This is a genomic window from Noviherbaspirillum sp. (assembly GCF_035254865.1).
Classification (GTDB): Bacteria; Pseudomonadota; Gammaproteobacteria; order Burkholderiales; family Burkholderiaceae_D; genus Noviherbaspirillum.
Window position 1 is genome coordinate 22,107 of the sequence record NZ_DATFAF010000018.1, and the last position, 25,894, is coordinate 48,000.

Here is a 25,894-nt window from a genome sequence, read left to right on the forward strand (position 1 = left end):
CCGTCAGGAAAGCATCGATTGCAGTTTCCCGCTGATGCGCCGGAATTCGGCTTCGATGGCATTCATGCGTCTTTCAAAATCGATCCTAGCGCCGCTCTTCATGAGCATCTCCAGATCCCTGCACATGGCCGACAGGCCGGAAGCGCCGATCGATGCACTGCTGCCGCCGAGCGCGTGCGCGGTCTTCGCAAACAAGACATGGTCGCCGCACGCATGGGACTGGCGCAACAGCGCTAGGCGCGGCGGCGCATCGTTCTGGTACAGCGCCGCAAGCTCGCGGAAATCGGCGCCGAACGCATCGTGCACGTATTCGAGTTCATCGGCGCAGGGCGCAGCCATCGGCTCCGGTTCTGCGGCGGCATGGGCCGGCAGCCAGCGCGCCAGCGTTTCCTGCAAAAGCTGCGGTCGAATCGGTTTGGAAATAAAATCGTCCATATCGGACGCCAGGCATTTGTCGCGCTCGTCCTGAGCCGTGCTCGCAGTCAGCGCCACAATCGGCGTGCGGCGGCCGTTGCCCTGCAATGAGCGAATCGTCTGCGTGGCTTCAAAGCCGTCCATCACTGGCATGTCGCAATCCATCAAGATCAGGTCGTAGCCGACTTCGCGGTGCATGTCGACCGCCCGCTGTCCGTTGTCCGCAAGGTCGGCCTGGCAGCCGAATTTTTCAAGCATGCGCAGCGTGACTTGCTGATTCACCGGATTGTCCTCGGCGATCAGAATGCGACGACCGGCAAAGGGCAGTCGTGCTCCTTTGTCTTCCGGCGTTGAGGTCGTGCCGCTGGCGTTGGCGCTGACGGGCGACGGCTTGCTCTCCCTGATTTCCTCGCACAAGCGCAGCAGTGCGGTCGCATCGCGCAGCAGCTCGGGCTTGACGAACGAAGCTGAAAATCCGGACAGCGTCAGGCTGGCCTGATCCGGCTGTGCCTGCTCGTCCAGGAGTACCAGCGCGACATGCCAGTATGCCGCATCGGCCTTGATTGCCGCGCCCAGCAGTTCGCCGTCCATGCCTTCGATCCATCGATCGAGCATGACAACCCGAAAAGGGTCTTGCGCTGCCTTAGCCGCGGCCAGGCTTTTCAATGCCTCCACGGCGGAGCCGCTGGCCTGCACGCGCATTCCCAGTGCGGTCAACATCGCCGCAAGTGCCTCGCGTTGCGGAGATGCTTCCGATACGAGCAGTGTTCGCATATCGGCTGCGGGATTTGGCGCGAGCGGCAAAGAGAGGGAGAGGCGCAGGGACGTGCCCTGTTGCGGGAGGTTGCTGATGCCTATCCGTCCGCCCATCAGCTTGGCCAGTTGCACGCACAGGGCCAGCTCAACGGCGGCGGTGCTACGCGGTGGCATCACCGGTTCTGTTTCCTGGTTCAACATCGCGACGAGACGTTCGCCGATGTCGAATAGTCCCGGGGCGTGGAGCTGGATGCGCACATCGCACGCGCCGTTTTCGCACTTGGCCTGCGTGGTGATGGTGATATTGGACTGTTCGGAGAGACGGATTGTGCCATTGACCAGCATCGAGACCAGTTGCCGCAGCCGCGCCGGATCGCCTTCCACCAGGACCGACGGTGGCTCGTCGAGATGCAACTGGACGCCCTTGATGCGGGCGGCTGCGATCTTGTGCAGGCATGCTCCCTGGATTTCCGGGCGCAGATCGAATGGCGTCCGCGCCAGCGCGAAGCGATTCGCTTCCAGGAGCGACATGTCGACGACGCGTTCGGTCAGGTCGAGCAGGGTATCGAGCTTGTTCTGGACGACAGCCGCATATTCCCGCTGGGAGTCCGACAGATTCGTGTCGCGCAGCATGGTCAACATGCCGGCGATGCTGTTCATTGAGGTGCGGAGGTTGTGATTGAGGTCGGCAAACTGGCGGCCCAATGGCGACGTGCCGGAGTCGTCCAGGACTTCAATCGCCTGATCAACAGGCTCTGTCATCTTCGTGTTTTCTTTGAGCATGACTGACGCTGGCGGCGGTCGGCGGTACGGCGACGAACCGCGCAGCAATTTCATAACGAAGTTAGCAATGAATCATAGCGAGGTTCCGGCTACTGTAGTGCCTTTTGAAACAATTTGTCTCGTGTTCACATCAAGTGTTTTTGTCTGCAAGCGGGGGTGTTAGCCGGATATTGACGAAACGACAACTGCGAGGATGCGCGCAATCCCTTTTTGCCGAGATTGTGGATGCAATATATGCAATACATATTCATGAACTGGCTCGGATTTCCCCCTTTATTCGCGCCCCCGATTCACTACCGCGCCTCTGATAATGCATGGTAAGAAATTCCGGCCAGCGGCAAGAACAAGAGAACGCCGGAATCGCTCATCCAGCGGGAGTCCAAGATGGAAACGAATCAGGCGATGCGAAACAACCTCAACGAGCAGGACAAGTCCTACGACGACGAAGACGTCGATCGCAGCGCTGGGGTGCAGCCGGCAGCGACCAACCCGCGCACCGGCGGGGTCGATCTAAAAGCGATCCGCGAGGCCATCGCCCGCGTCGAAGCCGAAGCGAAAGCAACCGTCGCCGCCGAAAATCGCGCCCACGCCGAAGCGCGCGCACGGGCACTCGCCGAAGACAAGGCCAAGATGGAAGCGGCGGCCGCCGCCGAGGCCTATCAAAACGCCAGGGCAGCCGAAGAAGCGATTGAAGCAGGCCGCGCGCGACTGGATGCGGAACGCCAGGCCCGCGAAGCCAGCGAGGCCCGCGCCGCCGCCGTCAAGAAGGAGATCGAAGCACTGCGCGCACGCGCACAGGCGGAAGCCGAGGCCAAGCGCATGGCGGAAGAGCGCGTCCGCGCCGAGCAGGAAGCCCGCAAGCGCGCGACCGAACAGATCGTGAAGGAAACCGAACTGGCCGCGCGCGCCACTGCCGCCGCCGAAGAGCTGGCGCAGGAAACCGAACTGGCGCGCTGGCAAGCCGCCCAGCGTGTTGCCGCCTCCGAAGCCGCGAAACAGGAGGCGGAAGCCCGTGCCCGTGCCGACGCGCGCATGGTCGAGCTGGCCCGCGAACAGGAACGCCGCGAGCGCGAAGCGCGCATGGCCTCCGAGATGCTCGCCAAGGCGCGCGCCGAGGCAATGGAAGTGGCACGCGAGCGCGAGCGTGCCGAGGAGATGGCATTGCAAGCCGCCTTGAGCCGTGCTCCGGTCGAGGTCCGTGCGCGCGAGGAAGCCCGCGCACGCGCGCTGGCCGAGCAGGAAAGCGAAGCCTCCGCACAGGCCCGGGCCGACCTCGAACGCAAGGCTGCCGATGCCTACCAGTTGCGCCTGCAGGCCGACGCCGAGCTGCGCGACGCCGCCGTGCGTCGCGAACAGGCCGAATCCCTGGCAGCGGCCGCCGCCCAGGCACGCCGTGAAGCGGAAGAGCGTATTCGCATCGCGACCGAAGCACGCATCCGGACCGAGCGTGAACTGCAAACCCTGGCGCTGACCCGCGTCGAAGCCGAGCACAAGGCCGACATGCAGGCCCGCGCACGCGCCGCCGCGGAAGCGCGCGCCGTGTGCGAGGCGCGCGAACGTGCCGAAGCCGAACAACAAGTCGCCGAAGCGATGCAAAGCCGCGCGGAGGAAGAGCAGCGCGCCAGGCAGCTCGTGGAAAAGCGCATCGAATTTGAACGCGCCGCCGCCAAGATGGCCGCCGACCAGGCCGCTGCGGAACAGCAGGCCTATGAGCGTGCCGCCGAACATGCGGAACTGCAACGCCAGACCGCCGAATTCGCCGCCGCCAAGGCGCGTGAAGCGGTCGAACTGGCGCGTACCGAGCGCGAGCGCGCGGAGGCCGAACAGAAAGCCGTCGAGGCCTTGCAGGAAAAGCTGCGGGCCGAAGAAGCCGCCATTGCGCAAGCCGCGGCGCGTGCCGAGGCCGAGCGTCAGCACACCGGTTTGCTGCGCATGCAGGAGCAGGCGGAACTGGCAGCCCGCGCGGCCAAGGAAGAAGAATGCGAAGCCGCCAAGACCGCGCTCGCCAAGGCGATGGAGCGCGCCGATGCACAGCGCGAGGCTGCCAATGCCGCCGTCCTGAAAGCGCGCGAGGCGGTCGAACTGGCACGCCTGGAACGCCAGCGCGCAAATGACGAGCAGCAGGCCCTCGCCACCTTGCAGCAGAAAGTGCAGGTCGAGCGGCAACGTGCGGAAGCAGCGCAAAAGGTACTGAAAGCCACCCAGGAAAAACTCGCCGCGGAACAGGCCGCGCTGGCCGAGGCCGAAGCGCGCGCCCAGGCCGAACTCGAACTGGCCGAATCCCTGCGCGCAAAGGAAGAATCCGACCGCGCCTTGCGCGCCGCGCATGAAGCCGAATCCACTGCCGCTCGGCATACCGCCGAGCAAACCAACGCCGCCGTCGAACTGCAGCGCAAGACCGCCCAGCTGGCTCTGCTGAAGGCACGCGAAGCCACCGAAGCCGCGCGTGCCGAACGCGAGCGTGCCGAAGCCGAACAGAAGGCGCTGCAGGCTGAACAAACCAGGCGCCAGGCCGACGAAGCCGCGCGCGTCGAAGCGGAAGCGCGCATGCGCGCCGAGCAGGAGCAGGCCGAACTGCTGCGCGCAAGGGAGCGTGAGGAACTGGAAGCGCGCTCGGCAATTGAAGCCCGGCTGGCTGCGGAAAAGGAGCAGTTGGAGCAGGCCGCCCGCAAGGCCGATCTGGAACGCGAAGCCGCCGAGGCGGCCGAAGCCGGCGCGCGCGAAGCCGTCGCACTGGCCCGCACGCAGGAAGAGCGTGCCGCCGCCGAGAAGCAGGCGCTGGAATCCATGCAGAAGAAGCGCGCCGCAGAGGAAGCGGTACGCAACTATGCCGCCGCCCGCGCCCGCGCCGAGACGGAACACGCGGAAACGATGCGCGCTCGCGAACAGGCCGAGCTGGCTGCGCGCGACGCCATCCAGGCCCGGCTTGAGGCGGAAAAGCAGCAGCTGGAACAGGCAGCGCAACAAGCCGAAATGGAGCGCAAGGCCGCTGAAGCGGCGGAAGCGAAAGCGCGCGAAGCCGGCGAACTGGCTCGTATCGAACAGGAGCGCGCCACTGCCGAACAGCGCGCGCTGGACGCCGTCCGCGACAAGCTCGCTGCCGAACAGGCGGCAAAAGCCGATGCCGAAGCACGCGCACTCGCCGAGCATGAACAGGCCGAAACGATCCGCGCGACCGCGCAAGCCGAGCGCAAGGCGCGCGAATCGGTCGAAACCCAGCTCGCCGCCGAAAAACAGCGCATGCAGAAGGCGGCGGAGCGTGCCGAACTGGAACGCCAGGCCGCCTACGTCGCGCTGAAAAAGGTACGCGAAGCGATCGACCTGGCCAAGGCGGAGAAGGACCGTGTCGCCGCCGAGCGCGAGGCGCTCGAAGCCATCCAGGCAAAACTTGCCGCCGAAACGCAACTGCGCAATGAAGCGCAGGCACGCGTCAAGGCGGAAGCAGAGCAGGCCAAAGCGATGAAGGCGCGCGAGCAGGCTGAGCGCGTGGCACGTGAGGCGAGCGAAAGCGCTTGCGCCGCAGAGCAGGAGCTGCTGGCAAAGGCCGCCGAGAAGGCCGAATCACAGCGCAAGACCGCCGAGCTGGCAATCGCCAAGGCGCGCGAAGCGATCGACCTGGCCACGGAAGAACGCCGCCGAGCCGCAGCCGAGCAGAAATCGTTGGAAGCGGTGCAGGAGAAACTGCGTATCGAACGCGAGCGCGCCGACATTGAACAGAAGACCCTGGCCGCGATCGAAGAAAAACTGGCGGCGGAAAAGAATGCAGCGCACGACGCGCAAGCACTGCTGCGCATCGAGCAAGAGCAGGTGCAGATCACGCGCGCGCGCGAGCAGGCCGAACGCACGGTGCGAATCGCGAGCGAAAGCCGACTTGCCGCCGAAAAGCAATTCCTCGAAAAGGCAAGTGAACACGCCGAGTTGCAGCGCCTGGTCGCCGAAACCGCCGAAGCCAAGGCGCGCGAAGCCATCGAACTGGCTCGCGTCGAGAGCGCCCGTGCCAAGGCCGAACAGCAGGCGCTGGCAGCGATTCAGGAAAAGCTGAAAGCGGAAGACATCGCACGTGTCGAAGCCGAGCAGCGCGCCAGGGCGGAACGCGAAGCGGCCGACCTGGCCAGCAAGCGCATGGAAGCGGAGATCGAGGCGCATGCCGCCGAAGAAGCACGGGTGGCCGCCGAACGTCGCGCATTGCAGGCTGCGCGCAGGCAGAAGGAATATGCGGCAACGAGCACGGAGCAGGCCGAGACGCTGCGTGCCAGAATCGAACGCGAACAGGACGAGGCGCAGGCGATCGCCGCCGACCTGATTGAACGCATGGCGCAGAAGAGCGAAGCGCTCGGCGACTGGCGCGTCCGCGCCGAGAGCGTGCTGGCCGAATCGCCGGTGCCGGCAGTCAAGGTCCGCGCGGTCCGACGGCCGCTGGTCGCGGTACTGGGCGGTGCCGCCTTCGCTGCAGGCGTAGCGGTTGCCAGCACCTGGGCCCTGCAGACCGCACCGGCAAGCACGGAATTGGCGCACAAGGCGGTCCCGGCCGTCGCAACCTCCGTCAGCCAGTCCGGCCCGATCGGTATTGCCATCCCCTCAAAATTGCAAATGTCCTATCAACTCAGCGCCCAGCCGGAAATCGCCCCGGCCGTCGAGAGCACGGCGCAGGTCGACGCCGTGAAGGAATAGGCGAGGGCAGCCCGCGTTGTTTTTTCCTCTGCCAGTCCTTGCAGGGTTGGCAAGCCGCCGCTTCCGAAATAGCGTATTTAAGGCAGGAAGTATAGAATGCACTGGTTTAAAAATCGGCGCGAGCGGCTTGTCAACAACGCTGCATTCCGGCTACCGTACGGTTTCCATGCGCTTCCCGTGCGCTTTCTTTTTGCTGCAAAATAACACCAACCAAGACTCATGACTTTCTTCTCGCGCCGCATGATCCGTATTCGTTTGCGCCCTGTACTGAATAACACCATTGCATTGTCCGGTCTGGTGGCAGCCTTGTTTGCCGGTCCCGCGTTCGCGGACGATTACACCGACGTCAACAAGCTCATGCGCGGCGGCCAATATGCGGAAGCACTGACGAAAGCGGATGCCTTCCTGAACAAGAATCCGCGCGATGCGCAGATGCGCTTCCTCAAGGGCGTGATTCTCACCGAACAGAACAAGGCGGCCGAAGCCATCACGGTCTTCACCAAGCTGACCGAGGACTATCCTGGATTGCCTGAACCGTACAACAACCTCGCCGTGCTGTATGCGGCGGCCGGTCAGTACGAGAAGGCGCGCCTCGCACTGGATGCTGCCATCCGCACCAATCCGAGCTACGCGACCGCCTATGAAAACCTGGGCGATGTGCATGCCAAGCTCGCAAGCCAGGCCTATGACAAGGCCTTGCAGCTCGATTCCGGCAATTCCGCCGCGAAGTCCAAGCTGACGCTGGTACGTTCACTGGTGGGCAACATGAACGGTGGCACCAAGGTGGCCGCCGCTGCACCTGCACCGGCTCCGGTGGGCGCGGCGCCTGCGCCGGCACCCAAGGCTCCGACCCCGGCAGTGCCGGCACCGGCCGCGCCGCCGGTCGCTGCTGCACCCGCTCCGGTCAAACCGGCACCGATCGCAAAAAATGAAGCCCCCAAGCCTGAGCACAAAGTGGAGCCCAAGGCCGAGCCGAAACCAACGGCGAACGCCAATGTCGAACGGGACGACGTGTTGAAGGTCGTGCATGGCTGGGCCAAGGCCTGGAGCTCGCAAGACGTGAAGTCGTATCTGGGCTATTACGGCAGCGATTTCCATACGCCGAACGGACAGTCCCGCAAGGCATGGGAAGACGACCGGCGCGCACGCATCGTCGGCAAGAGCAACATCAGCGTCAAGGTCGAATCCCCGCAAGTCAGCATCAATGGCAATACGGCAACGGTGAAATTCCGCCAGGTTTATGTGTCGGACCGTCTGACCGCAAACACCCGCAAGACCCTCGTGCTGGCCAACAAGGGCGGCAAGTGGCAGATCAAACAGGAGAATACGGGTAGCTGATGTTGCGTTTCCAATCTACCAAGCGCCAGCCAAGCGCCGGCACCTCTAGGCAAGTCCTGTCCTGGTTGCTGGCTGCCAGCCTCATGGCCGCGCCTTTCGTCGCGAACGCGAAGGCGCATGCCAAAAAGCCGGCGCACGCGCCCGCGCCCGCACGGGCAGTCGCCGCGCCGGTGGCGGACAAGCCGGATCCCGAAGTATTGCTGGTCGAAGTGTATAAAGAGCTGGGCGCCAACCGTTTGCGGCACGCGCTGGCCAAGGCCGACAAGCTGGTCGAGGACTATCCGAATTTTCGCCTCGGCCATCTGATTCGCGGCGACCTCCTCCTGATGCAGACGCAGCCGGTCACCACCTTCGGCGCAGTCAATGGCCCGGAGGACAAGCTCAAGAACCTGCGCCAGGAAGCGATCGTGCGCCTGAAGTGGCTACGCGAACGTCCGGATCCGAGCCTGCTGCCGCGCCTGGTACTGCAATTGCGCGATGACCAGAAGCATGTGATCCTGGTCGACGCCAAGCGCTCGCGCCTGTACGTGTATGCCAATGATGCCGGCCGTCTGAAATTCGTCAGCGACTATTACGTCAGCCAGGGCAAGCTCGGCGTCAACAAGCTCAAGGCCGGCGACCAGAAAACGCCGATCGGGATCTACTACATCACCAGCCATCTCTCGGGTGAGCGCCTGCCGGACTTTTACGGCTCCGGTGCGTTGCCGATCAATTATCCGAACGAATGGGACAAGGTCAACGGACGCAGCGGATCGGGTATCTGGCTGCACGGCACGCCCCCAGACAGTTACAGCCGTCCGCCGCTGTCCTCCGACGGTTGCGTCGTGCTGACCAATCCGGACCTGCACAAGCTCGCCGGTTCGGTCGAGATCGGCAAGACGCCGGTGGTGATCAGCGAAAGCGTGGACTTCGTCAGCAAGACCAAGTGGGAAAGCGATCGCCATCTTGCGACGCATCTGGTGGATGACTGGCGGCGCGACATGGAGAGCATGAATCCGCAGCGCGTGATGGAAAATTACTCTCGCCAGTTCCGGTCCGACCGCGGTGAGGACCTGAGCACCTGGTTTGCAAAGCACCAGCAATTCATGAGCGGCGTGAAGGATGTCTCGATCGAGCTGAAAGATTCGACTTTCTTCTTCTACCCCGGTCGCGACAACATGATTGTCAGCACCTTCACCCAGGAGTCGCGAGTGGGGAAGAGCAAGACATCGATTCGCAAGCGCCAGTACTGGGCGAAGGAAGGTGCGCAGTGGAAAATCGTGTATGAGCTGAATCTCTGAGGCGACACGAATAACGCACGCAATATTCACGGAACGGCTGCCTGATGGAATGGCAGCCGTTTTTCTTTTTCCGGCCCGATTCCGTTCTCAAGGGAATTATCGTTGCGAGAGCAGGCGATGATATTAATCAAGCGATGTGCTCGTTTTTGCTCAGGAACAGTGAAAGAAGCTCGCCGGATACTTTCCTGTTGAACTAAGTTTTGCCGACAATGGTCATTCAGAAGCATGTGCATCGGATAACACGCAGGTCGCCATGCGATGCCAGAATTGCGGGGCGGAAAACACCGGATTTGCACGGATTTGCGCCTCTTGCAGCAAGCCAATGCCCGTTCCGGGTGGCTACCAGAAGTTCAGTCAGACCGGCCATGCCCAGTTCGAAGGCAAGGGCATCGGCGGCGCGTCGTCTTTGCTTGAATACGGAGTACGGCTGCGCGCTCATCGATTCAGGAGGACATGCCATTTGACCGCTGCCAAGCAACGTACCCCACCTCCCGCGCCGAAACGCGAGGATCTTCGCCGCAATAGCGCCGCGGCAACCGCCCCCCGCGGCGAGCGGACACGCACTCCACAGGAGTCCTCTGCGGATTCGACTACCCGGCAACGAACCGAGCCGCAGTGGAACGACACTGCCGCCTTCGCGCATCAGGAGCCGCCCTGGCAGACCGCCTTTCAGGAGGGCAAACCCAAACCTCGCCGCGTTTCGCGCCTCATGCTGATGTCGGGTATCTTCGTCATTGGCGCCGCCGTCGGCCTGGGTGTCGCCGTCTGGTTCGGCAATTCCGGCACACGCCAGGCTCCTGCCCGTGCATCTCTGCCGCCGCCCACGGTTCAAGCGCCATCGCAAACGGAAACGCAGGGGGCGCGCGCTCCGGTTCGCGGCATCAGTCCGGATGAACTTCCCTACGACGGTGCACCACCGCCGCAGCAAGCCGAGCAGGCGCCCGCAGCCACGCCGGTCCCGACGCAGAAGGCCGAGGAGCACGACGATGGTGTCGACTCTGGCAAGGGCGCGACGACCGCCAGCAGTAAGCAAGCCGAAACCGATACGCTCAGCGCAGCACCGCCAAAGCGCGCCAGGAAGCCGGAGGTTTCCGAGGCGGGCCGGGCTGCATCGGAAAGTCCTGCGCCCAGGCCGCGCGCAAAGCCGGTCGAGAAGAAGACTGCCAAGGCGCCGTCGAAACGTCATGTGCCGCAGCAGGCCGCCGCCAAGGACAAGGAGATCGAGCGTATCCGTCAGCAGGCGGAAGAAGAGTTAAAAAAAAAAGACTAGCGCCAGGCGAAGCGTAGGAGAAGCACGCCTCTCCAAACGCAAGCGCACCGGCCAGGCGTACGGCGGGCCGACGATGTCCGCCTCGTCGCAATCGCGCTATGCCGCCACGCGCGCCACGCTCGCGCGCTGCGAACGCATCCAGGGCCTCATCGATCGCGAGAAGTGCAAGTGGCGCATCTGCGCCGGCAAGTGGGGCAAGAACGGTTGTCCATCCTACGAGCCGCACATTCCCGCCTATTGACCACCTCATTTCCCGCACGCAATCTGCCGCGTCTTCCCGCCTCGCTGAGCACCCCTTCAAAGCGCAATTTTCCTTTTCAGTAACTTAAAGTACTTTTTGAAGTTTACTTAAAGTGTTACTTCACTAACCGCAGCCGCTGCGCTCTCGCTTTTCCGGTTTACCGATGACATTTCATCCTGTTTTTCATAATAGTTAAAACAAAGTAATAACATAAAAAATTATGTACCAACATTGTTTTAATAAAAATTTGCTATGCGGTAATTTTGTTGTACTATGTTAGAACATCAGTTCGAGGAACTTCTATGAAGACTGCAATCCGCAAGATGGGCAATTCGCAAGGGGTGTTGATTCCCAAGCCATTCTTGATGCAGACCGGTCTTGATATCGGCGAGGTCGAGATTGAGGTGGAGAACGAAGCGATCGTGATCCGCAAGCCGAGGAAGAAATCCCGTGAAGGATGGGCGGAGGCATGCCGTTTGCTTGCGGACAAGTCCGCAGAACTTCCGATCGCCTGGCCTCTGATTACCAACGAAGCGGATAGTGGATTCACATGGTAAAGCGGGCCGATGTATGGCTGGCCGATTTTGAAAAACCGATCGGCAGCATGACCCAGAAGCGATGGCCTTGCGTCGTCGTCTCGCCTGAGGAAATGGACGAGTACCTGTCCACGCTCATCATGGCGCCGATGTGCTCGCACGAACTGCCCGCGCCGTTTCGTATTCCCGTCACGTTCATGCAGAAAGAGGGGCTGATCCTGCTGGATCAGATTTGCACCCTCGAGAAGTCGCGTTTGGTAAAGAAGCTGGGGGTCATCAGCGAGGAGACGATGGCCAAGACTCTGGAAGTTCTACAAGAAGTTTTCGCTTATTAAACATAAGGACCGTACTCAATGGCTAACGATTATTTGTCAGAAATTCGCGATGTCAATCTGAGCTACCTGATGATTGCCCAGCAAATGATTCGCCACGATCGCGCAGAGGCCATATTCCGCCTCGGCATCAGCGGCGAGATTGCCGATCTGCTGGCCAGCATGAGTAACGGTCAAGTCCTGAAAATGGCCAGCTGTAACGTGATGCTCTCGCGCTTCCGCTTCAACGATACGGCGATCCTGTCGACGCTGCTGCGCGACAAGGCCGGCACCGCCAGCGCGCCGGTGCATGCATCCATCATCATGGCGTCGCAGGCGCCCGAAACCATCCTCTGACGGCGCATTGACGCCGCCAGCCCCTTGCGATCATGTGCGCCTGTTCCGGACTGCCGCTTGCCTTGCGAACGCGTGTCGCATACATCGCCGCGCTAGGAGCGGCATAGCATGCAAGCGCTCGACGTGCTCAATGTGCTCGACAGTCCCCTGCGGTGGGAGACCGAACGGCAGAATCGCATTCATCAGGAAGCCCTCGAGCAAAAGAAGAAACAGCCGCGCGCTGGCGATGCACGCAAAGATCCGCACCTGATCGCCAATCCCGCGCAACACAAGAACACCAGCGCGGCCGTCACCCTCCCGCAGGAATGGGTCGACAAGGTCCGCAACATTCCCGATATGCGCTCCGCGCTGATTCCGCTCGACGAGCAGACTGAAGGCAGCGAGTGGAGCAAGCCGTTTTCCCTTTGCAAGGCGGACATGGAGCCGTGGCTGTCCTTTTACCAGGGTTACCGCGAGTCGCGCCTGTTCCTTGAGAATGCTTCCGCCGACCAACAGGATGCCTCGCAACTCGATTTCCCGGTGCGCGCGCTGCTGGAATTGAAGCAAGCCGGCGCGAACATCATCCTGCAGCCGCCGGTTCAGATCAACGGGCTGGTTGAGTATCATGATCTCGAGGGCGAACTGAATGCGTGTCGCGATCAGGTACTCGCCAAGGCGCTCTTCAAGGTGGCCAACGAAGTCCATCAAAACCATCTCAGGAAAGCCGTCGAACGCGGTCGCGCAATGGGCAACCTGCTGCATGATGCCCTGATGGGCGAAGGCCATGCGAATCTGATCCGGGCCTGGGAAAAGGTCTACCAGCGCAAGCCGACCATCGACGAACTGCACCAGATGCTGACCACCGGACGTGTCCGGCTCTCCGAGAAACGGCAATCGCCGCCGGAACCGAAGGCCATCCAGAGTCAGGCGAGGACGGCTCCAGCCCGCAGGGAAACGGCGCCGGATCCCGAGGATGATGCGATCGTCGTCAACGTCGCGCGTGCGCGGCCAAATCCAACCGCGTTGCCGCCGGAAGAACGCGAGAAAACCGTCGCTCCGACCCCATCCCCGCCTCAGTCCCCGCCCACATTCACGCCCGGAAAAACGCGCGCAATCCTCGTCCATGTCTTGCAGGCGACGGTGTGCTGCGCAGCACTTGCCGCACTGGTTTTCCTGACCTGATCTTCCCGAAAGCAGGAAGCGGCTCCCGTCCTCGGGAAGCGGCAGGCGGTGTGCTGCCGCAGCGCCGACGAAGTTCATCGACGCTGGCAGGCGCCTACGAGGCTTGGTGGCATAAAACTTGCGACACGGCAAGTTTTAAACGGGCCAATCATGAATTCTTCCGAAGTTCACAACGCTTCCTCCATGGAAGTCATCGCTTTCACCCTGGGAAGCGAAGAGTACGGCATCGACATTCAACGGGTACAGGAGCTGCGCGGTTACGACGCGGTCACCCGCCTCGCCGACGCGCCGGATTACATCAAGGGCGTCGTCAATCTGCGCGGCCTGATCGTGCCGATTGTGGATATGCGCATCAAGTTCAATATCGGCACGCCGACCTACGACCAGTTCACGGTCGTGATCATTCTCAATATCGCCGGCAAGGTGATCGGCATGGTTGTCGACAGCGTCTCCGACGTCATTACCCTGGCCGGGGAAGAAATCAAGCCGGCGCCGGACATGGGATCCACGCTCAATACCGACTACCTGATCGGCCTCGGCACGCGCGACGATCGCATGCTCATTCTGGTCGATATCGACAAGCTCATGTCGGGCAGCGAAATCGGATTGATCCAGCGCCTTGCCGCCTGAGACAACGTCGATTGACAGTCCACTCGGCAAGCACGCATTGCGGCGGTGCGGAGATGAACCTCGCTGCGCAAAAAAGGTCTTCAGGAAAGCTGGCTGCGGCGACGGAAAATGTGCCCGAAGTCCTTCGCGAGCCCTTCTGTTTCTGAAATGAGTTCTGCGCCAAAGGAGAATTTCGATGGCACCTCATCAAGCTGAAGACAAATGCGCGCTTCCGCGCTGCACCTGTTCCGTGCCGGTCGGACAACGGTATTGCAGCGAAGAATGCCGGCGCGAACACGCGAATCAGGACGAGCAGGGCGAGCAGTGCCCCTGTGGCCATGCGGAATGTTCGTCGAACGGGCCAAGCGGCGGTGTGACCTTGTAGATTATCAGCTCTGCGTGCAGCGAACGATGGTCGCAATGAAGATGAAGGCGAAACCGCGTCATCGCCTGCCCTCGCGCATCCGGAACAATCGCTCGTCTCCAAATATCTAAATCTGCATTCACCACGCAACTGAAGAAAGGAGGTAAGCATCATGAAAACCAAACGATGGCAAGACTGGATCAATCTGCTTCTCGGTGCCTGGCTGTTTGCCTCGCCGTGGGCATTGAAATACGCAAGCACCCTGCCGAAGGCTGCCTGGAACGCCTATATCCTCGGCGCCGCGATCGTGATCTTCGCGGCGGTCGCGGTATCCGTTCCGAAAGCATGGGAAGAGGCGATCAACATCATTCTCGGGGCCTGGGTGGCGATCTCGCCCTGGGTATTGCGCTTTGCAGCCGAAAAGAATGTCGCCATGAATGCGGCACTGGTTGGATGCGCGGTGCTGCTCCTCGCCATCTGGGCGATGGTGCGCGATCAGGACTTCCAGCGCTGGCGCCATGGAGGACATACCGCCACGTAGACATCACGTAGGCGCGCTCCTGCCGCGAAGCAAGCCGATCCCCTTGGGGCATGCATCCAAGGGGATTTTTTTATGGGTGATCAGCGGCGGAAAATCCAGAGCAGAAGCGACAGCAAGAGCGACACAAGAATGCTGGTCATCACCGGGAAATGGAAGCTGAAACCTTCACGCACGATATGTATGTCCCCGGGCAAGCGGCCAAACGGAAGCCGGGACAGCCATGGCCAGAACACGCCGGCAAGCAGGAGAAGGGCGCCGGTAATCAGGAGAAAGCGCTGCATGTGAAGGGCTGCCGCAAGGATGATCGACACTGCATTGGACGCCGAGGAGCATTCGCAATTCCCGCTCAGGCAGCACGCCAATTGCGCGCTTTCCGCGTGTCTTGATACGAGTCAATGAAATATATTCTGGAAAGAAATACCTTCTCCTCATCGGCAGGCGCAAAGGACAAGAACGCGTCCGATTCCATCGCGTGAAACTCGAACAAATCACGCATCATCTTCATCACGTCTGCAATGAAAATTTCTGTAAAACTTGCCGCAGCCGTACTGGCGCTCGCTGCGCACACGGCCTGGGCCGGCAATCTCGCGCTGTTCGGATTGGAACTTGGCGTGGCCACCCTCGACAATGTGCAAAAGGAAATCGGCGCGAAAACGCGCCTGGTTCCGGCGGGGACCAACCGGTATACGCGCGGCCCGATGCTGTCCGGACCGGGCAAGGGAATCGATGTCGAAGGGCTGAGCGAAATCGTCTTCATCTTCGACACGGCCCGAAAACTGAACGCCGTCGTCATGTACTTTCCGAATGGCGAGGGCAGCCGCGACGGACGAATCGGCACCTTTCGCAAGGCCATGAACGGACTGGCCGCCAGATACACGCTGGTCGAAAAACGCATCGCGTCGGGCGGCGATGCCTACGCGCGCTTCAAGCATGGCAACGCAGTCATCGAGCTTGATGCGCCGCGCTACGACTTCGACATGACGCTGCGCTACATCACCGGCGATCTGCAGGACGCGTTTATCAGGCAAACCGGCAGTACGCCGCCTGCGAAGGGTGCCGGCTAGACCCTGACAGTGCATGGGCAATGCAGCCTGCCTGAAACGTCTTGCACGATTTGACAAGCCCGCTGCACGGGCCTTCAAGCTTCGAAGCGATCCCCGGTGTTACGGTGTGTGCTCCGCATAACAACCAACATCAGGAGACGCTCCATGACCAATCTCGCAGATATCCGCCAATCCATCCGTTCGAAAATGCTCATCAACGGAGAATGGTGCGGCGCTCAATCCGGCAAGACATTTGCCGTTTTTGATCCGGCCAGCGGCGAAGAGATCGCACAGGTGCCCGAATCGGACGCCGGCGACATTGACAGGGCGGTGCGCGCCGCGCGCGCGGCCTTCGAGTCATCGGCCTGGCGCGACATGCTGCCGGCGCAGCGCGAGCGCCTGCTGCTGAAACTGGCCGACCTGGTCGAAGCCAACAACCTGGAACTGGCGCAACTCGAGACCTTGAACAACGGCAAGCTGCTCGGTGTATCGCAAGCCATCGACATCAGCGCCAGCGCGCAATGGCTGCGTTACATGGCCGGATGGACCACCAAGATCGAAGGCAGCACGCTGGATCTGTCGATCAGATTTACGCCGGGCGTGAAGTACAACGCATCCACGCGCCGCGTTCCGGTCGGCGTGGTCGGCGCCATCGTTCCGTGGAACTTCCCCATGCTGATGGCGATCTGGAAAATCGCTCCGGCGCTGGCCTGCGGCTGCACGGTGGTCCTCAAGCCCGCCGAGGAAACACCGCTCACCGCCTTGCGTCTGGCTGAACTGGTGCAGGAAGCCGGTTTCCCGCCGGGTGTGCTGAACGTGGTGACCGGCGACGGTCCGGTGGCGGGCGCGGCGCTGGTCAATCATCCCGGCATCGACAAGGTGACCTTTACCGGTTCCACCGAAGTCGGTCGCATCATCGGCCAGCAATGCGGCCAGGCCATCCGCCGCGCTTCGCTCGAGCTGGGCGGCAAGAGTCCGGTGCTGGTCCTGGAAGACTGCGATCCGGAACTCGCCGTGCAGGGCGCGGCCGCTGCGATCTTCCTCAACCAGGGGCAGGTTTGCACCGCCGGCTCGCGCCTGTATGTGCACAAGAAGAACTACGACCGCGTGGTCTCCGGCCTGGCTTCCGTGGCGGAAAACACCGTGCTCGGATCCGGCTTCGATCCCGCCACGCAAATGGGTCCGCTGGTATCTGCGCGCCAGCGTGAGCGCGTGATGGGCTATATCGAAAGCGGCCGCAGCGAGGGCGCGGAAATCGTCAGCGGCGGCGTCGCACCGAACCGTCCGGGTTACTTCGTCAAGCCGACGGTCGTCTCGAACACTGCCTGCAAGTCGCTGACCGTAGTGCGCGAGGAAATTTTCGGGCCGGTCGTGGTCGCCATGCCTTTCGACGATATCGACAGCGTGCTGCGGGAAGCCAACAACAGCCAGTACGGCCTGGGCGCCAGCATCTGGACCAACAACCTGAGCGCGGCCAACAAGCTGATCGACCGCATCGATGCCGGCACGGTCTGGGTCAATACGCACAACGTGGTCGATCCCAGCATGCCCTTCGGCGGCTTCAAGAGCTCGGGCGTCGGCCGCGAGCACGGACGCGCCGCGCTGGATGCCTATACCGAAATCAAGTCGGTCTGCATCGCCTACTGATTGGTTCAGCGCCGGCAAGAGCGCTCATGCCCCGGTCGCTCGGCCGGGGCGACGATTTTCCATAAGAAGAGGAGGAGTGAATGAACAGGAAAGCAGTGTTCGCCATGGCATTTGCCGCAGCGGCTTTTATCGCGCCGCAGTGGGCTGCCGCCAAGGCCGGGCCGGCCAACGTCGATGCCGCACGCATTGCGGCCTCGCGGAAGGACGGCGCCAACTGGCTCAGCCATGGCCGCACTTACGCGGAGCAGCGCTACAGCCCGCTGGCAAAAATCAATGATCACAACGTCAGCCGGCTCGGGCTGGCCTGGTACGCTGATCTCGACAACGACCGCGGCCTGGAAGCAACGCCCATCGTGGTCGATGGCGTGCTGTATGCGACGCTCGCCTGGAGCCGGGTGTTCGCGGCGGATGCCGCCACCGGCAAGAAGCTGTGGGAATTCGATCCCGGCGTCGAAAAATCGAAGGGGCGGCACGCATGCTGCGACGTCGTCAATCGCGGCGTCGCGGTCTGGAAAGGCAAGGTTTATGTCGGCACCATCGACGGGCGCCTGATCGCGCTCGACGCATCCAGCGGCAAACAGATCTGGTCCGCCCAGACCACCGACAATACACAGGCTTACACGATCACCGGCGCGCCGCGCGTCGTCAACGGCAAGGTCATCATCGGCAATGGCGGCGCGGAACTCGGCGTGCGCGGCTACTTCTCGGCCTATGATGCGAACAGCGGCAAGATGGCCTGGCGTTTCTATGTGGTGCCGGGCGACCCCTCCAAGCCGCAAGAATCGCCCGAGCTGGAAAAGGCGCTGAAGACCTGGAACGGCGAGTGGTGGAAATATGGCGGCGGCGGAACCGCGTGGAACGCCATGGCTTACGATCCGCAGCTCAATCTGCTGTATGTCGGCACCGGCAATGGTTCGCCATGGAACCGTCAGATTCGTAGCCCGGAAGGCGGCGACAACCTCTATCTGTCGTCCATCGTCGCTGTCAACGCCGATACCGGGCGCATGGTCTGGCACTACCAGACGACACCGGGCGATTCATGGGACTTCACCGCGACCCAGGACATCATCCTCGCCGACATGGAGATCAACGGCAAGAAGCGCAAGGTGCTGATGCAGGCGCCGAAGAATGGTTTCTTCTACGTGCTTGACCGCCAGACCGGCGAATTGCTGTCGGCCGAAAAATTCGGCAAGGTGACCTGGGCCGAGCGTGTCGATCTCAAGACCGGCCGTCCCGTCGAGACGCCGGGTGCGCGTTACGAAAAGGATCCGTCGGTGCAATGGCCAGGTCCGTTCGGCGCGCACAACTGGCAGCCGATGTCCTTCAGCCCGAAAACCGGCCTCGCCTATATTCCCTACCATGAGCTGCCCTTCGTGTATTCGAACGGGGCGAAGGATTTCCACTATCGCCCGGGAGCCTGGAACCTCGGTTCCGGCGAGGAAAACTTCACTGCCTTCCCGCGTGAAGTCGCCAGCGGTGCACTGGTTGCCTGGGATCCGGTCAAGCAGAAGGCTGCATGGACCGCGCCCTATGCCTTCCACTGGAACGGCGGCACGATGGCGACCGGCGGCAACCTGGTGTTCCAGGGCACGGCTGATGGCCGCTTCGTCGCCTATTCGGCCGATGCCGGCAAGAAGCTATGGGAATTCGGTGCGCAGACCGGCGTGATGGCGGGGCCTGTCACTTACTCGGTCGGCGGCAAGCAGTACGTCGCCGTCATGGCCGGGTGGGGTGGTGCGGCCGGCCTGATCGGCGGCGAGGCAACGCTTGCACCCGGCGTACGCAACATCAGCCGCTTGCTGGTCTTTGCACTTGACGGCAAGGAAGCGCTGCCGCCGATTCCGGTCAAGAAGGTCGTCTATACGCGCATACCGCAACCGGTGCAGGCCTCGCCCGAGTCGATCGCACACGGCAGCCGGATCTTCCACACCACCTGCGCCATGTGTCACGGCGTCGGTGCGGTGAGCGGCGGCATCATCCCCGACCTGCGCTTCTCCTCCGATGCCACGCGCAATGCCTTCGAAGAGATTGTGCTCAAGGGCGCGCTGCATGCACGCGGCATGGCGTCGTTCGGAGACGTCGTTACCAGTGCCGATCTGGCGGACGTCAAGGCATACATCATGGACAAGGAATATGCCGACTACATGAAGAGCAAGGAACAGCACGACAAGCAGAGCGCGCAACGCTGATTTTTCTCTTTTCCCCGGCGGCATCGATGTCTGTGGGCGTCGATGCCGTTTTTTTGATTATTAATCCATGGAAATGCAATTTCTCAGACTTTCGTTTGTTAAAACCGAGACAATTGGGGCCAGGCGATTATGGTAATCTGCACGGACAAAAAGCTGTACCGAACAACATCCGCAGGAGACAACGGCAGGCTCGCGTCGCGGTCGCTTCATTGAGAGCGGCATCGGCGAACCGCCTTCGCACGCACAGTGCGATCCACTCGTTGCATGAGCCGCCGCACCACATTGGAGATAGCGCCATGGCATCGCTGTTTGCGCCGCAAGTCGACCGACTTCATGAATCGCATGTGCATTCCCTCGATCAGTTGACGGAGATGGTGCACACCAGTTTCTACGAACTGGACTGCCGCTACACCACGCCGGACCGTTGTCATACACGTGCACTGGCGGCGAAATTCAAGGACAGCCTGGTATCCATGGTCGACACCACCCCAGCGATGTTCCGTCGCACCGATGGCGCATCGTCGCGTTCCGAAGCCGGCACTTTCAAGATCATGTGGCAGATCACCGGGCAAAGCTGCATCCAGCAGGGCGGACGCGAGGCCATGCTGGTTCCCGGCACCTGGGCGGTGTATGACAGCACCCGGCCGTACAGCGTGAATGTGCTCGACGAGGACAGCCGCTTTGTCGTGCTCTTCCTGCCGCAGAACGAAGCCTATGCCTGGGGGCCGGCGATTCCGCGCCTGCTCGGCACTGCGCTCTCCGGCAAGGGAACGGCGGAGGTGGCGCTGTCGGCCATCGGCCGCTTGCTCGACGATCAGGTCACGCTCGACAGCGCGGGGCAGATGGTGGTGCAGGACTCGGTGGTCGCGCTGATGGCTGCGGCCATGCGGCAGACCGGCAATTGCGACACATCGGCACAGTCGCGCGTCATGAATCCGCACAAGCTCGAGCAGATCCGCGAGTTCATCCTTGAGCACATTGCCGAACCCGACCTGTCGGCCGAACGCATCGCGCAGGCCTTCTCCATGTCGCGTCGTTCGCTCTACTACCTGTTCGACCGGATGGGCGAGACGCCGCACGCCTATATCCTCGGAATGCGGCTGGAGGCGGCACGAAAGAGCCTCGCCGATCCGCGCGAGGCGGACAAGACCATCACGCAGCTCGCCTATGAATTCGGTTTCTCCGACGCCGCGCATCTGAGTCGCGCATTTCACGAACGCTTCGGCGTCAGCCCCAGCGGCTGGCGCGCGCATCGACGCATGTGACATGCGTTGCACTTGCACGCAAGTTCAATTCCCTGCATGAATCTGCAAGCACGGCTTGCCGGCCTGCTGTTACCTTTCCCCAGGCAAATACGTCATCGCGAAGAGGCGCTTGACGTCGATGAACAAGAAAAGGATTGCGTCATTCATGCTCGACCACTTCAAACCCGCGTCTTCCGCACTGGCAGGAGTCGTGATTGCCGGCACCTGCATTGCCGCGTCCGCCCAGGAACGCTCGCTCGCGCCGGTGAGCGTCACCGGCAATCGCGTTCAGCAACGGCTGTTCGACACGCCCGCCGCCGACGGACTTGAGCTCGACTGGCGCGAGGGCGCCGCGCCGGCAGTGAGCATGACGGAAGCCTTGACGGCCGTGCCCGGCATTGCGGTGCGCGACCGGCAAAACCTTGCGCAGGACGTTCAACTCTCGATCCGCGGCTTCGGCAGCAGGGCGACCTTCGGCTTGCGCGGCAGCCGCTTGCTGGTCGACGGCATTCCGGCATCGACGCCGGACGGGCAGGGGCAGGCATCGACCGTCAGCATGATCGCCGCGCAGCGCGTCGAGGTGCTGCGCGGGCCATGGGCGCAGATGTATGGCAATGTCGGCGGCGGCGTGATGCTGGTGGAAACCCGCCCGGCGCCGGATGCGGCGGAGGCCGATATGCGGCTTGCGGCGGGCAGCCGCGGCTTTCGGCAGGCGATGCTGAGCGGTGGCGCGCCGCTCGGCCCCGGACTCGACCTGCGCGCGGATGTATCCGGCTTCGACAGCGACGGCGCGCGCGAGCATTCGGCCGCGCGGCGTCGCTATCTTGATCTGCGCATGGACTGGAAAGCGGATGCAAAAACCTCGCTGCGATTCGGCATCAACGGTTTTTCGCAACCGCTCGCGGAGGATCCGCTCGGATTGACGCAGGCAGAGTACCAGCGCAATCCGCGCGGCGTGACTTCCGTGGCCGAGCAATTCAACACTTGCAAGACGGTGGATCAGTACCAGCTGGGCATGGCTGGCGAGCATCGCCTCGGCGCAATCGACCGGCTCTCGTTCAGCAGCTACGCCGGGCAGCGCAAGCTGCGCCAGTTCCTTGCGTTCAGCGGCGCCGCTCTCACCAGTTCCGGCGGCGTGGTCGATCTGGAGCGCCAGTATTACGGCGCATCGGCCGCATGGCATCACGATTTCCGTACCAGCGACAAGGTGCCTGTGCGCTGGAGCGTCGGCAGCGAAATCGAGGCCACGCGCGACAAGCGTCTTGGCTTCGTCAATGCCAACGGTAGTGCGGGCGATGTGCGCCGCGATGAAGACAATGACGCCACCGCGTACGGACTGTACGCGCAGGCGGATGCCTACGTGCATCCGGAAGTGCTGCTGTCGGCGGGTGCGCGCTACAGCCGCGTCGACATGCGTGTCGATGACCGCTACATCACATCCGTCAGCCCGGACGACAGCGGCAGCATTTCCTACAGCCGCTTCAGTCCGGTGATCGGCGTGCTCTGGCATGCGACGGAATCACTCAATACCTTCGCCAACCTCGGTTATGGATTCGAAACCCCGACGCTGAGCGAGCTGGCCTATCGGCAGGGCGGTAGCGGCTTCAATTTCGCGCTGCAACCGGCGCGCAGCCTTCATGCCGAAACCGGCCTGAAGTGGATGCGCGATGGGACATCGCTGCAGGCCACGCTGTTCCGCAGCACCACCGATGGGGAGATCGTGCCCTTGGTCAACCAGGGTGGGCGAACCATCTTCCGCAATGTCGACGGCGTCGAGCGCTACGGTCTGGAGCTGGGCGGCAAGCTGCGTTGGCGGCAGATCAATTGGACGCTCGCCTATACCTGGCTGCAGGCGCGATTCACGGACGGTTTTCAAAGTGCTGATGGCAGGACGGTCAATGCGGGGAACCGCTTGCCCGGTACCGCGCGTCACACAATCCAGCTCGAAGCCGCTTGGAAGCCAAGCGAGACCTCGCGCTTCGGCGCGGAATTGCATGCGGAGAGCCGCATCCAGGCCGACGATCTGAACACCGAAGCAGCGCCCGGGTACTTCACGCTCGGCCTCAATGCCGAGCGCGCGTTCCAGGTGGGGTCGCACCGCGCCTCGGCCTTCGTGCGGTTCGACAATCTGCTGGACCGCAATTACATCGGGTCGGTTATCGTGAATGAATCGAATCGCCGCTTCTATGAACCGGCGGCAGGGCGTACTGTCCTTGTCGGCATGCGCATTTCCTTGTGAGACACGCTGCCGGCCAGTTCTACGGCGTCGGCAAGCCGCAACCGGCAGTTGCCGGCTGTAGTGCAACAGTCTTGCCATGGCCGGCCTGTTGTTCCGGCACGAACTGAACGCCGTTTCTGATCGCGGTCATCTCGGCGAGAGTCGAGATCGCGATTTCGGGTGGCGTCTTGCTGCCGAGATGCAGTCCGATCGGACCGTGCAGCTTGCCGATCTGGGCATCGGTGAGGTCAAACTGCCTGAGGCGCTCGCGCCGTTTTTCGCTATTCGCGCGCGAGCCGATCGCGCCGACATAAAATGCATCGGAACGCAGCGCTTCCATCAGCGCCAGATCGTCCAGCTTCGGGTCATGGGTGAGCGCGACGACGGCACTGCGGGAATCGAGCCGCATCTCCATCACCAGATCGTCCGGCATCGCATGGACCACCGGCACCTCGGGCAGATTCCATGCAGTGCGGTATTCTTCGCGCGGGTCGCACACCACGACCTGGTAATCCATCCCGGTCGCGATCTGCGCCAGAAAGCGCGAAAGCTGGCCGGCGCCGATCACAAGCAGACGCCAGCGCGGACCGTGGACGGTCACCAGTTCTGTTTCGCCGAGCTGCAGGCACTGCCCCGGGTGGGCGGACAGCAATTGCACCTGGCCACGCAACAAATCCAGATGACGAGCCACCAGCTGCTGCTGCGCCACGCGCTGCAGCAGCTCCGGGATGCGGCTGGCATCCGACAAGGGCTCCAGAGCGAGCCGGATTGTGCCGCCGCAGGGCAGGCCGAAGCGGTGCGCTTCGTCCGCCGAAATGCCATAGGTAACGATCTGCGGAAGATCGGCGGGGATGCCGTGCATGCGCACGCGCTCGATCAGATCGTCCTCGATGCAGCCGCCCGACACCGAACCGACCACCCGGCCATCGGCGGCCATCACCATCATTGCTCCCTCGGGGCGGGGACTGGAGCCCCAGGTCTTGACGACGGTGACAAGCTGGCAGCGCAGGCCGGCCGCGAGCCAGTCGGTACAGGCTTTCAACACTTCAAGATCGATGCTGTCCATAGCGGATTGTCCTGTTCATGCGTCCGTCAAATGATACCTGCCGCCATTCCCGATCGCGGCGGCAGGTTTGCGCAGAAGCGCCTTACTTCGAGGTCGGTATCGCGAATTCGGCGCCTTTCGCGATCGAGGCCGGCCAGCGCTGCATGACCGACTTGTAGTGCGAGTAGAAACGCACGCCTTCTTCGCCATAAGCATGGATGTCGCCGAACAGGCTGCGCTTCCAGCCGCCGAAGCTGTGGAATGCCATCGGCACCGGAATCGGCACGTTCACGCCGACCATGCCGACCTTGATCTGCTTGCAGAACTCGCGTGCCGTACCGCCGTCGCGCGTGAACACGCAGGTGCCGTTGCCGAATTCATGCGCGTTGATCAATTCCACTGCGGAAGCGAAGTCGGGAACACGAACCACCGCCAGCACCGGCCCGAAAATCTCTTCGCGATAAATCTTCATTTCAGGCCGCACATGATCGAACAGCGTGCCGCCGAGGTAGAAGCCGTTTTCATGGCCCGCCAGCCTGAAGCCGCGGCCGTCAATCTTTAGTTCCGCGCCTTCTTCCACGCCCGACTGGATGTAATCCATGATCTTTTGGCGATGCTGGCCGGTGACGACCGGCCCCATTTCGGCGGAGAGATCCATACCGTCCAGAATCTTCAGATTACGCACGCGGGGAATCAGTTTTTCAATGAGCGCATCGCCGGTATTGCCGACCGCGACCGCCACCGAGATCGCCATGCAGCGTTCGCCGGCCGAGCCGTAGGCGGCGCCCATGAGCGCATCGACCGCCTGGTCGAGGTCGGCATCCGGCATCACGATGGCATGGTTCTTCGCGCCGCCCAGCGCCTGCACCCGCTTGCCCCTGGCCGCGCCGGTTGCGTAAATGTACTCGGCGATCGGCGTCGAACCGACGAAGCTGACGGCGGCGATGTCGGGATGATGCAGGATGGCGTCCACGACAGTCTTGTCGCCCTGTACCACATTGAACACGCCGTCCGGCAGTCCAGCCTGCTTGAGCAGTTCCGCCATCAAGAGACTGGGCGAAGGATCGCGCTCGGAGGGCTTGAGAATGAAGGTATTGCCGCAGGCAATGGCAACGGGAAACATCCACATCGGCACCATCACCGGGAAATTGAATGGCGTGATGCCGGCACAGACGCCCAGCGGCTGGCGCATCGCAAAAGCGTCGATACCGGTCGCGACCTGGGCGGTGTAATCGCCCTTGAGCAACTGCGGAATGCCGCATGCGAATTCGACAACTTCGATGCCGCGCTGCACCTCACCCTGAGCGTCGGTGAACACCTTGCCGTGTTCGGCGGTGATCATCGCCGCCAGGTCGTCCTGATGCTGTTCCAGCAGGGCCTTGTACTTGAACATCACCCGTGCGCGGCGCAACGGCGATACCTCCGACCAGGACTTGAACGCCTTGCGGGCCGCCGCGACCGCCTTGTCCACTTCGGCGGCATCACCGAGCGCGACGCGTTTCGTCACCCGGCCGGTCGACGGATTGAAGACGTCGGCGAAACGGCCGGTGGCCGACGGACTGACAGCGCCGCCGATGTAATGCTGGATATCTTCCTGCAGATGTGCGGCTTCTGTTGGGGCATTCATGTTTTCTGGGCTCCTGATAACGATAGGGTGGTGGAACATTCAAATTCGCCTGCATGCGTATGCAAGCGCTGCGAACCCGCATTCTTGCTACGCCGCCGGGGCGATGAAGCCTCCGGATCGGCACCATGCAGTGCAGCATTCGCATCTGTGCGCTGTCAGGGGTGCGCCGTGCCAGGTCTCGTGAACCGGGCGTGGCGCACCGAATTCCGGCCTTTCGTTGCAGCAGTGGCTTGCACCGTCGGCGGAACG

Annotated in this window: 20 protein-coding genes; 16 read left to right on the forward strand and 4 right to left on the reverse strand. The window is 62.4% G+C overall.

Translation table 11 applies throughout. From position 1 onward, the window contains the following. Positions 1-3: 3 nt before the first annotated feature. Positions 4-1,932 (reverse strand): response regulator, encoded by a 1,929-nt coding sequence (locus VJ651_RS04280; RefSeq protein ID WP_324106243.1) that lies wholly within the window; start codon positions 1,930-1,932, stop codon positions 4-6. 405 nt (positions 1,933-2,337) lie between these two features. Here VJ651_RS04280 and VJ651_RS04285 point away from each other — a divergent pair, with 405 nt between their 5' ends. The 11 genes from VJ651_RS04285 (at position 2,338) to VJ651_RS04335 (ending at position 14,632) form a co-directional block, all read left to right on the forward strand. Continuing rightward, a complete protein-coding gene (locus tag VJ651_RS04285) occupies positions 2,338-6,624 on the forward strand; it encodes a hypothetical protein (RefSeq protein ID WP_324106244.1) in 4,287 nt (1,428 codons plus the stop codon). Positions 6,625-6,843: 219 nt separating this feature from the next. Beyond that, positions 6,844-7,962, forward strand: a complete 1,119-nt coding sequence (locus VJ651_RS04290) for a tetratricopeptide repeat protein (protein WP_324106245.1) — start codon at positions 6,844-6,846, stop codon at positions 7,960-7,962. Next, positions 7,962-9,242 carry a L,D-transpeptidase family protein gene (locus VJ651_RS04295; RefSeq protein WP_324106246.1) on the forward strand — a complete coding sequence of 427 codons (1,281 nt, stop codon included), beginning with the start codon at positions 7,962-7,964 and terminating at the stop codon, positions 9,240-9,242. The genes VJ651_RS04290 and VJ651_RS04295 overlap by 1 nt, the downstream gene beginning before the upstream one ends. Positions 9,243-9,564: 322 nt before the next feature. Beyond that, on the forward strand, positions 9,565-10,512 hold the full coding sequence (locus VJ651_RS04300) for a hypothetical protein (RefSeq protein WP_324106247.1): 948 nt from the start codon (positions 9,565-9,567) through the stop codon (positions 10,510-10,512). 73 nt (positions 10,513-10,585) lie between these two features. Continuing rightward, the gene (locus VJ651_RS04305) at positions 10,586-10,753 is read left to right on the forward strand and encodes a hypothetical protein (RefSeq protein WP_324106248.1); all 168 of its coding nucleotides are present in this window, start codon (positions 10,586-10,588) and stop codon (positions 10,751-10,753) included. A gap of 302 nt (positions 10,754-11,055) precedes the next feature. Next, positions 11,056-11,310, forward strand: coding sequence for an AbrB/MazE/SpoVT family DNA-binding domain-containing protein (locus VJ651_RS04310; protein WP_324106249.1), 255 nt, complete (start codon positions 11,056-11,058; stop codon positions 11,308-11,310). Beyond that, the gene (locus VJ651_RS04315; protein ID WP_324106250.1) at positions 11,304-11,624 is read left to right on the forward strand and encodes a type II toxin-antitoxin system PemK/MazF family toxin; all 321 of its coding nucleotides are present in this window, start codon (positions 11,304-11,306) and stop codon (positions 11,622-11,624) included. Before VJ651_RS04310 ends, VJ651_RS04315 begins: the two co-directional genes overlap by 7 nt. A gap of 18 nt (positions 11,625-11,642) precedes the next feature. After that, complete coding sequence (gene flhD, locus VJ651_RS04320; protein ID WP_136414970.1) at positions 11,643-11,957, forward strand: flagellar transcriptional regulator FlhD; 315 nt, start codon at positions 11,643-11,645, stop codon at positions 11,955-11,957. Between the two features lie 108 nt (positions 11,958-12,065). Further along, the gene (locus VJ651_RS04325) at positions 12,066-13,118 is read left to right on the forward strand and encodes a hypothetical protein (RefSeq protein ID WP_324106251.1); all 1,053 of its coding nucleotides are present in this window, start codon (positions 12,066-12,068) and stop codon (positions 13,116-13,118) included. 150 nt (positions 13,119-13,268) lie between these two features. Further along, positions 13,269-13,748 carry a chemotaxis protein CheW gene (locus VJ651_RS04330; RefSeq protein ID WP_324106252.1) on the forward strand — a complete coding sequence of 160 codons (480 nt, stop codon included), beginning with the start codon at positions 13,269-13,271 and terminating at the stop codon, positions 13,746-13,748. 515 nt (positions 13,749-14,263) lie between these two features. After that, positions 14,264-14,632 carry an SPW repeat protein gene (locus VJ651_RS04335; RefSeq protein WP_324106253.1) on the forward strand — a complete coding sequence of 123 codons (369 nt, stop codon included), beginning with the start codon at positions 14,264-14,266 and terminating at the stop codon, positions 14,630-14,632. A gap of 80 nt (positions 14,633-14,712) precedes the next feature. On the opposite strand, the gene VJ651_RS04340 is transcribed toward VJ651_RS04335, so the two are convergent. Then, complete coding sequence (locus VJ651_RS04340) at positions 14,713-14,913, reverse strand: DUF2905 domain-containing protein (RefSeq protein ID WP_324106254.1); 201 nt, start codon at positions 14,911-14,913, stop codon at positions 14,713-14,715. A 234-nt stretch (positions 14,914-15,147) separates the two neighbouring features. Here VJ651_RS04340 and VJ651_RS04345 point away from each other — a divergent pair, with 234 nt between their 5' ends. The 5 genes from VJ651_RS04345 (at position 15,148) to VJ651_RS04365 (ending at position 22,994) form a co-directional block, all read left to right on the forward strand. Then, positions 15,148-15,696, forward strand: coding sequence for a hypothetical protein (locus VJ651_RS04345; RefSeq protein ID WP_324106255.1), 549 nt, complete (start codon positions 15,148-15,150; stop codon positions 15,694-15,696). Between the two features lie 144 nt (positions 15,697-15,840). Next, entirely contained in the window at positions 15,841-17,322 is a 1,482-nt protein-coding gene (gene styD, locus VJ651_RS04350) for a phenylacetaldehyde dehydrogenase StyD (protein WP_324106256.1), read from the forward strand. 80 nt (positions 17,323-17,402) lie between these two features. Next, entirely contained in the window at positions 17,403-19,511 is a 2,109-nt protein-coding gene (locus VJ651_RS04355; protein ID WP_324106257.1) for a PQQ-dependent dehydrogenase, methanol/ethanol family, read from the forward strand. A gap of 296 nt (positions 19,512-19,807) precedes the next feature. After that, positions 19,808-20,776: a helix-turn-helix domain-containing protein gene (locus VJ651_RS04360; RefSeq protein ID WP_324106258.1), complete on the forward strand. Its 969-nt coding sequence runs from the start codon at positions 19,808-19,810 to the stop codon at positions 20,774-20,776. 118 nt (positions 20,777-20,894) lie between these two features. Further along, positions 20,895-22,994 carry a TonB-dependent receptor gene (locus tag VJ651_RS04365; protein WP_324106259.1) on the forward strand — a complete coding sequence of 700 codons (2,100 nt, stop codon included), beginning with the start codon at positions 20,895-20,897 and terminating at the stop codon, positions 22,992-22,994. Positions 22,995-23,013: 19 nt separating this feature from the next. Here VJ651_RS04365 and VJ651_RS04370 read toward each other — a convergent pair whose 3' ends face one another. Both VJ651_RS04370 and VJ651_RS04375 read right to left on the reverse strand, forming a co-directional pair. Continuing rightward, entirely contained in the window at positions 23,014-24,039 is a 1,026-nt protein-coding gene (locus VJ651_RS04370) for an XdhC family protein (protein WP_324106260.1), read from the reverse strand. Positions 24,040-24,121: 82 nt separating this feature from the next. Beyond that, positions 24,122-25,645, reverse strand: coding sequence for a CoA-acylating methylmalonate-semialdehyde dehydrogenase (locus VJ651_RS04375; protein WP_324106261.1), 1,524 nt, complete (start codon positions 25,643-25,645; stop codon positions 24,122-24,124). Positions 25,646-25,894: the final 249 nt, after the last annotated feature.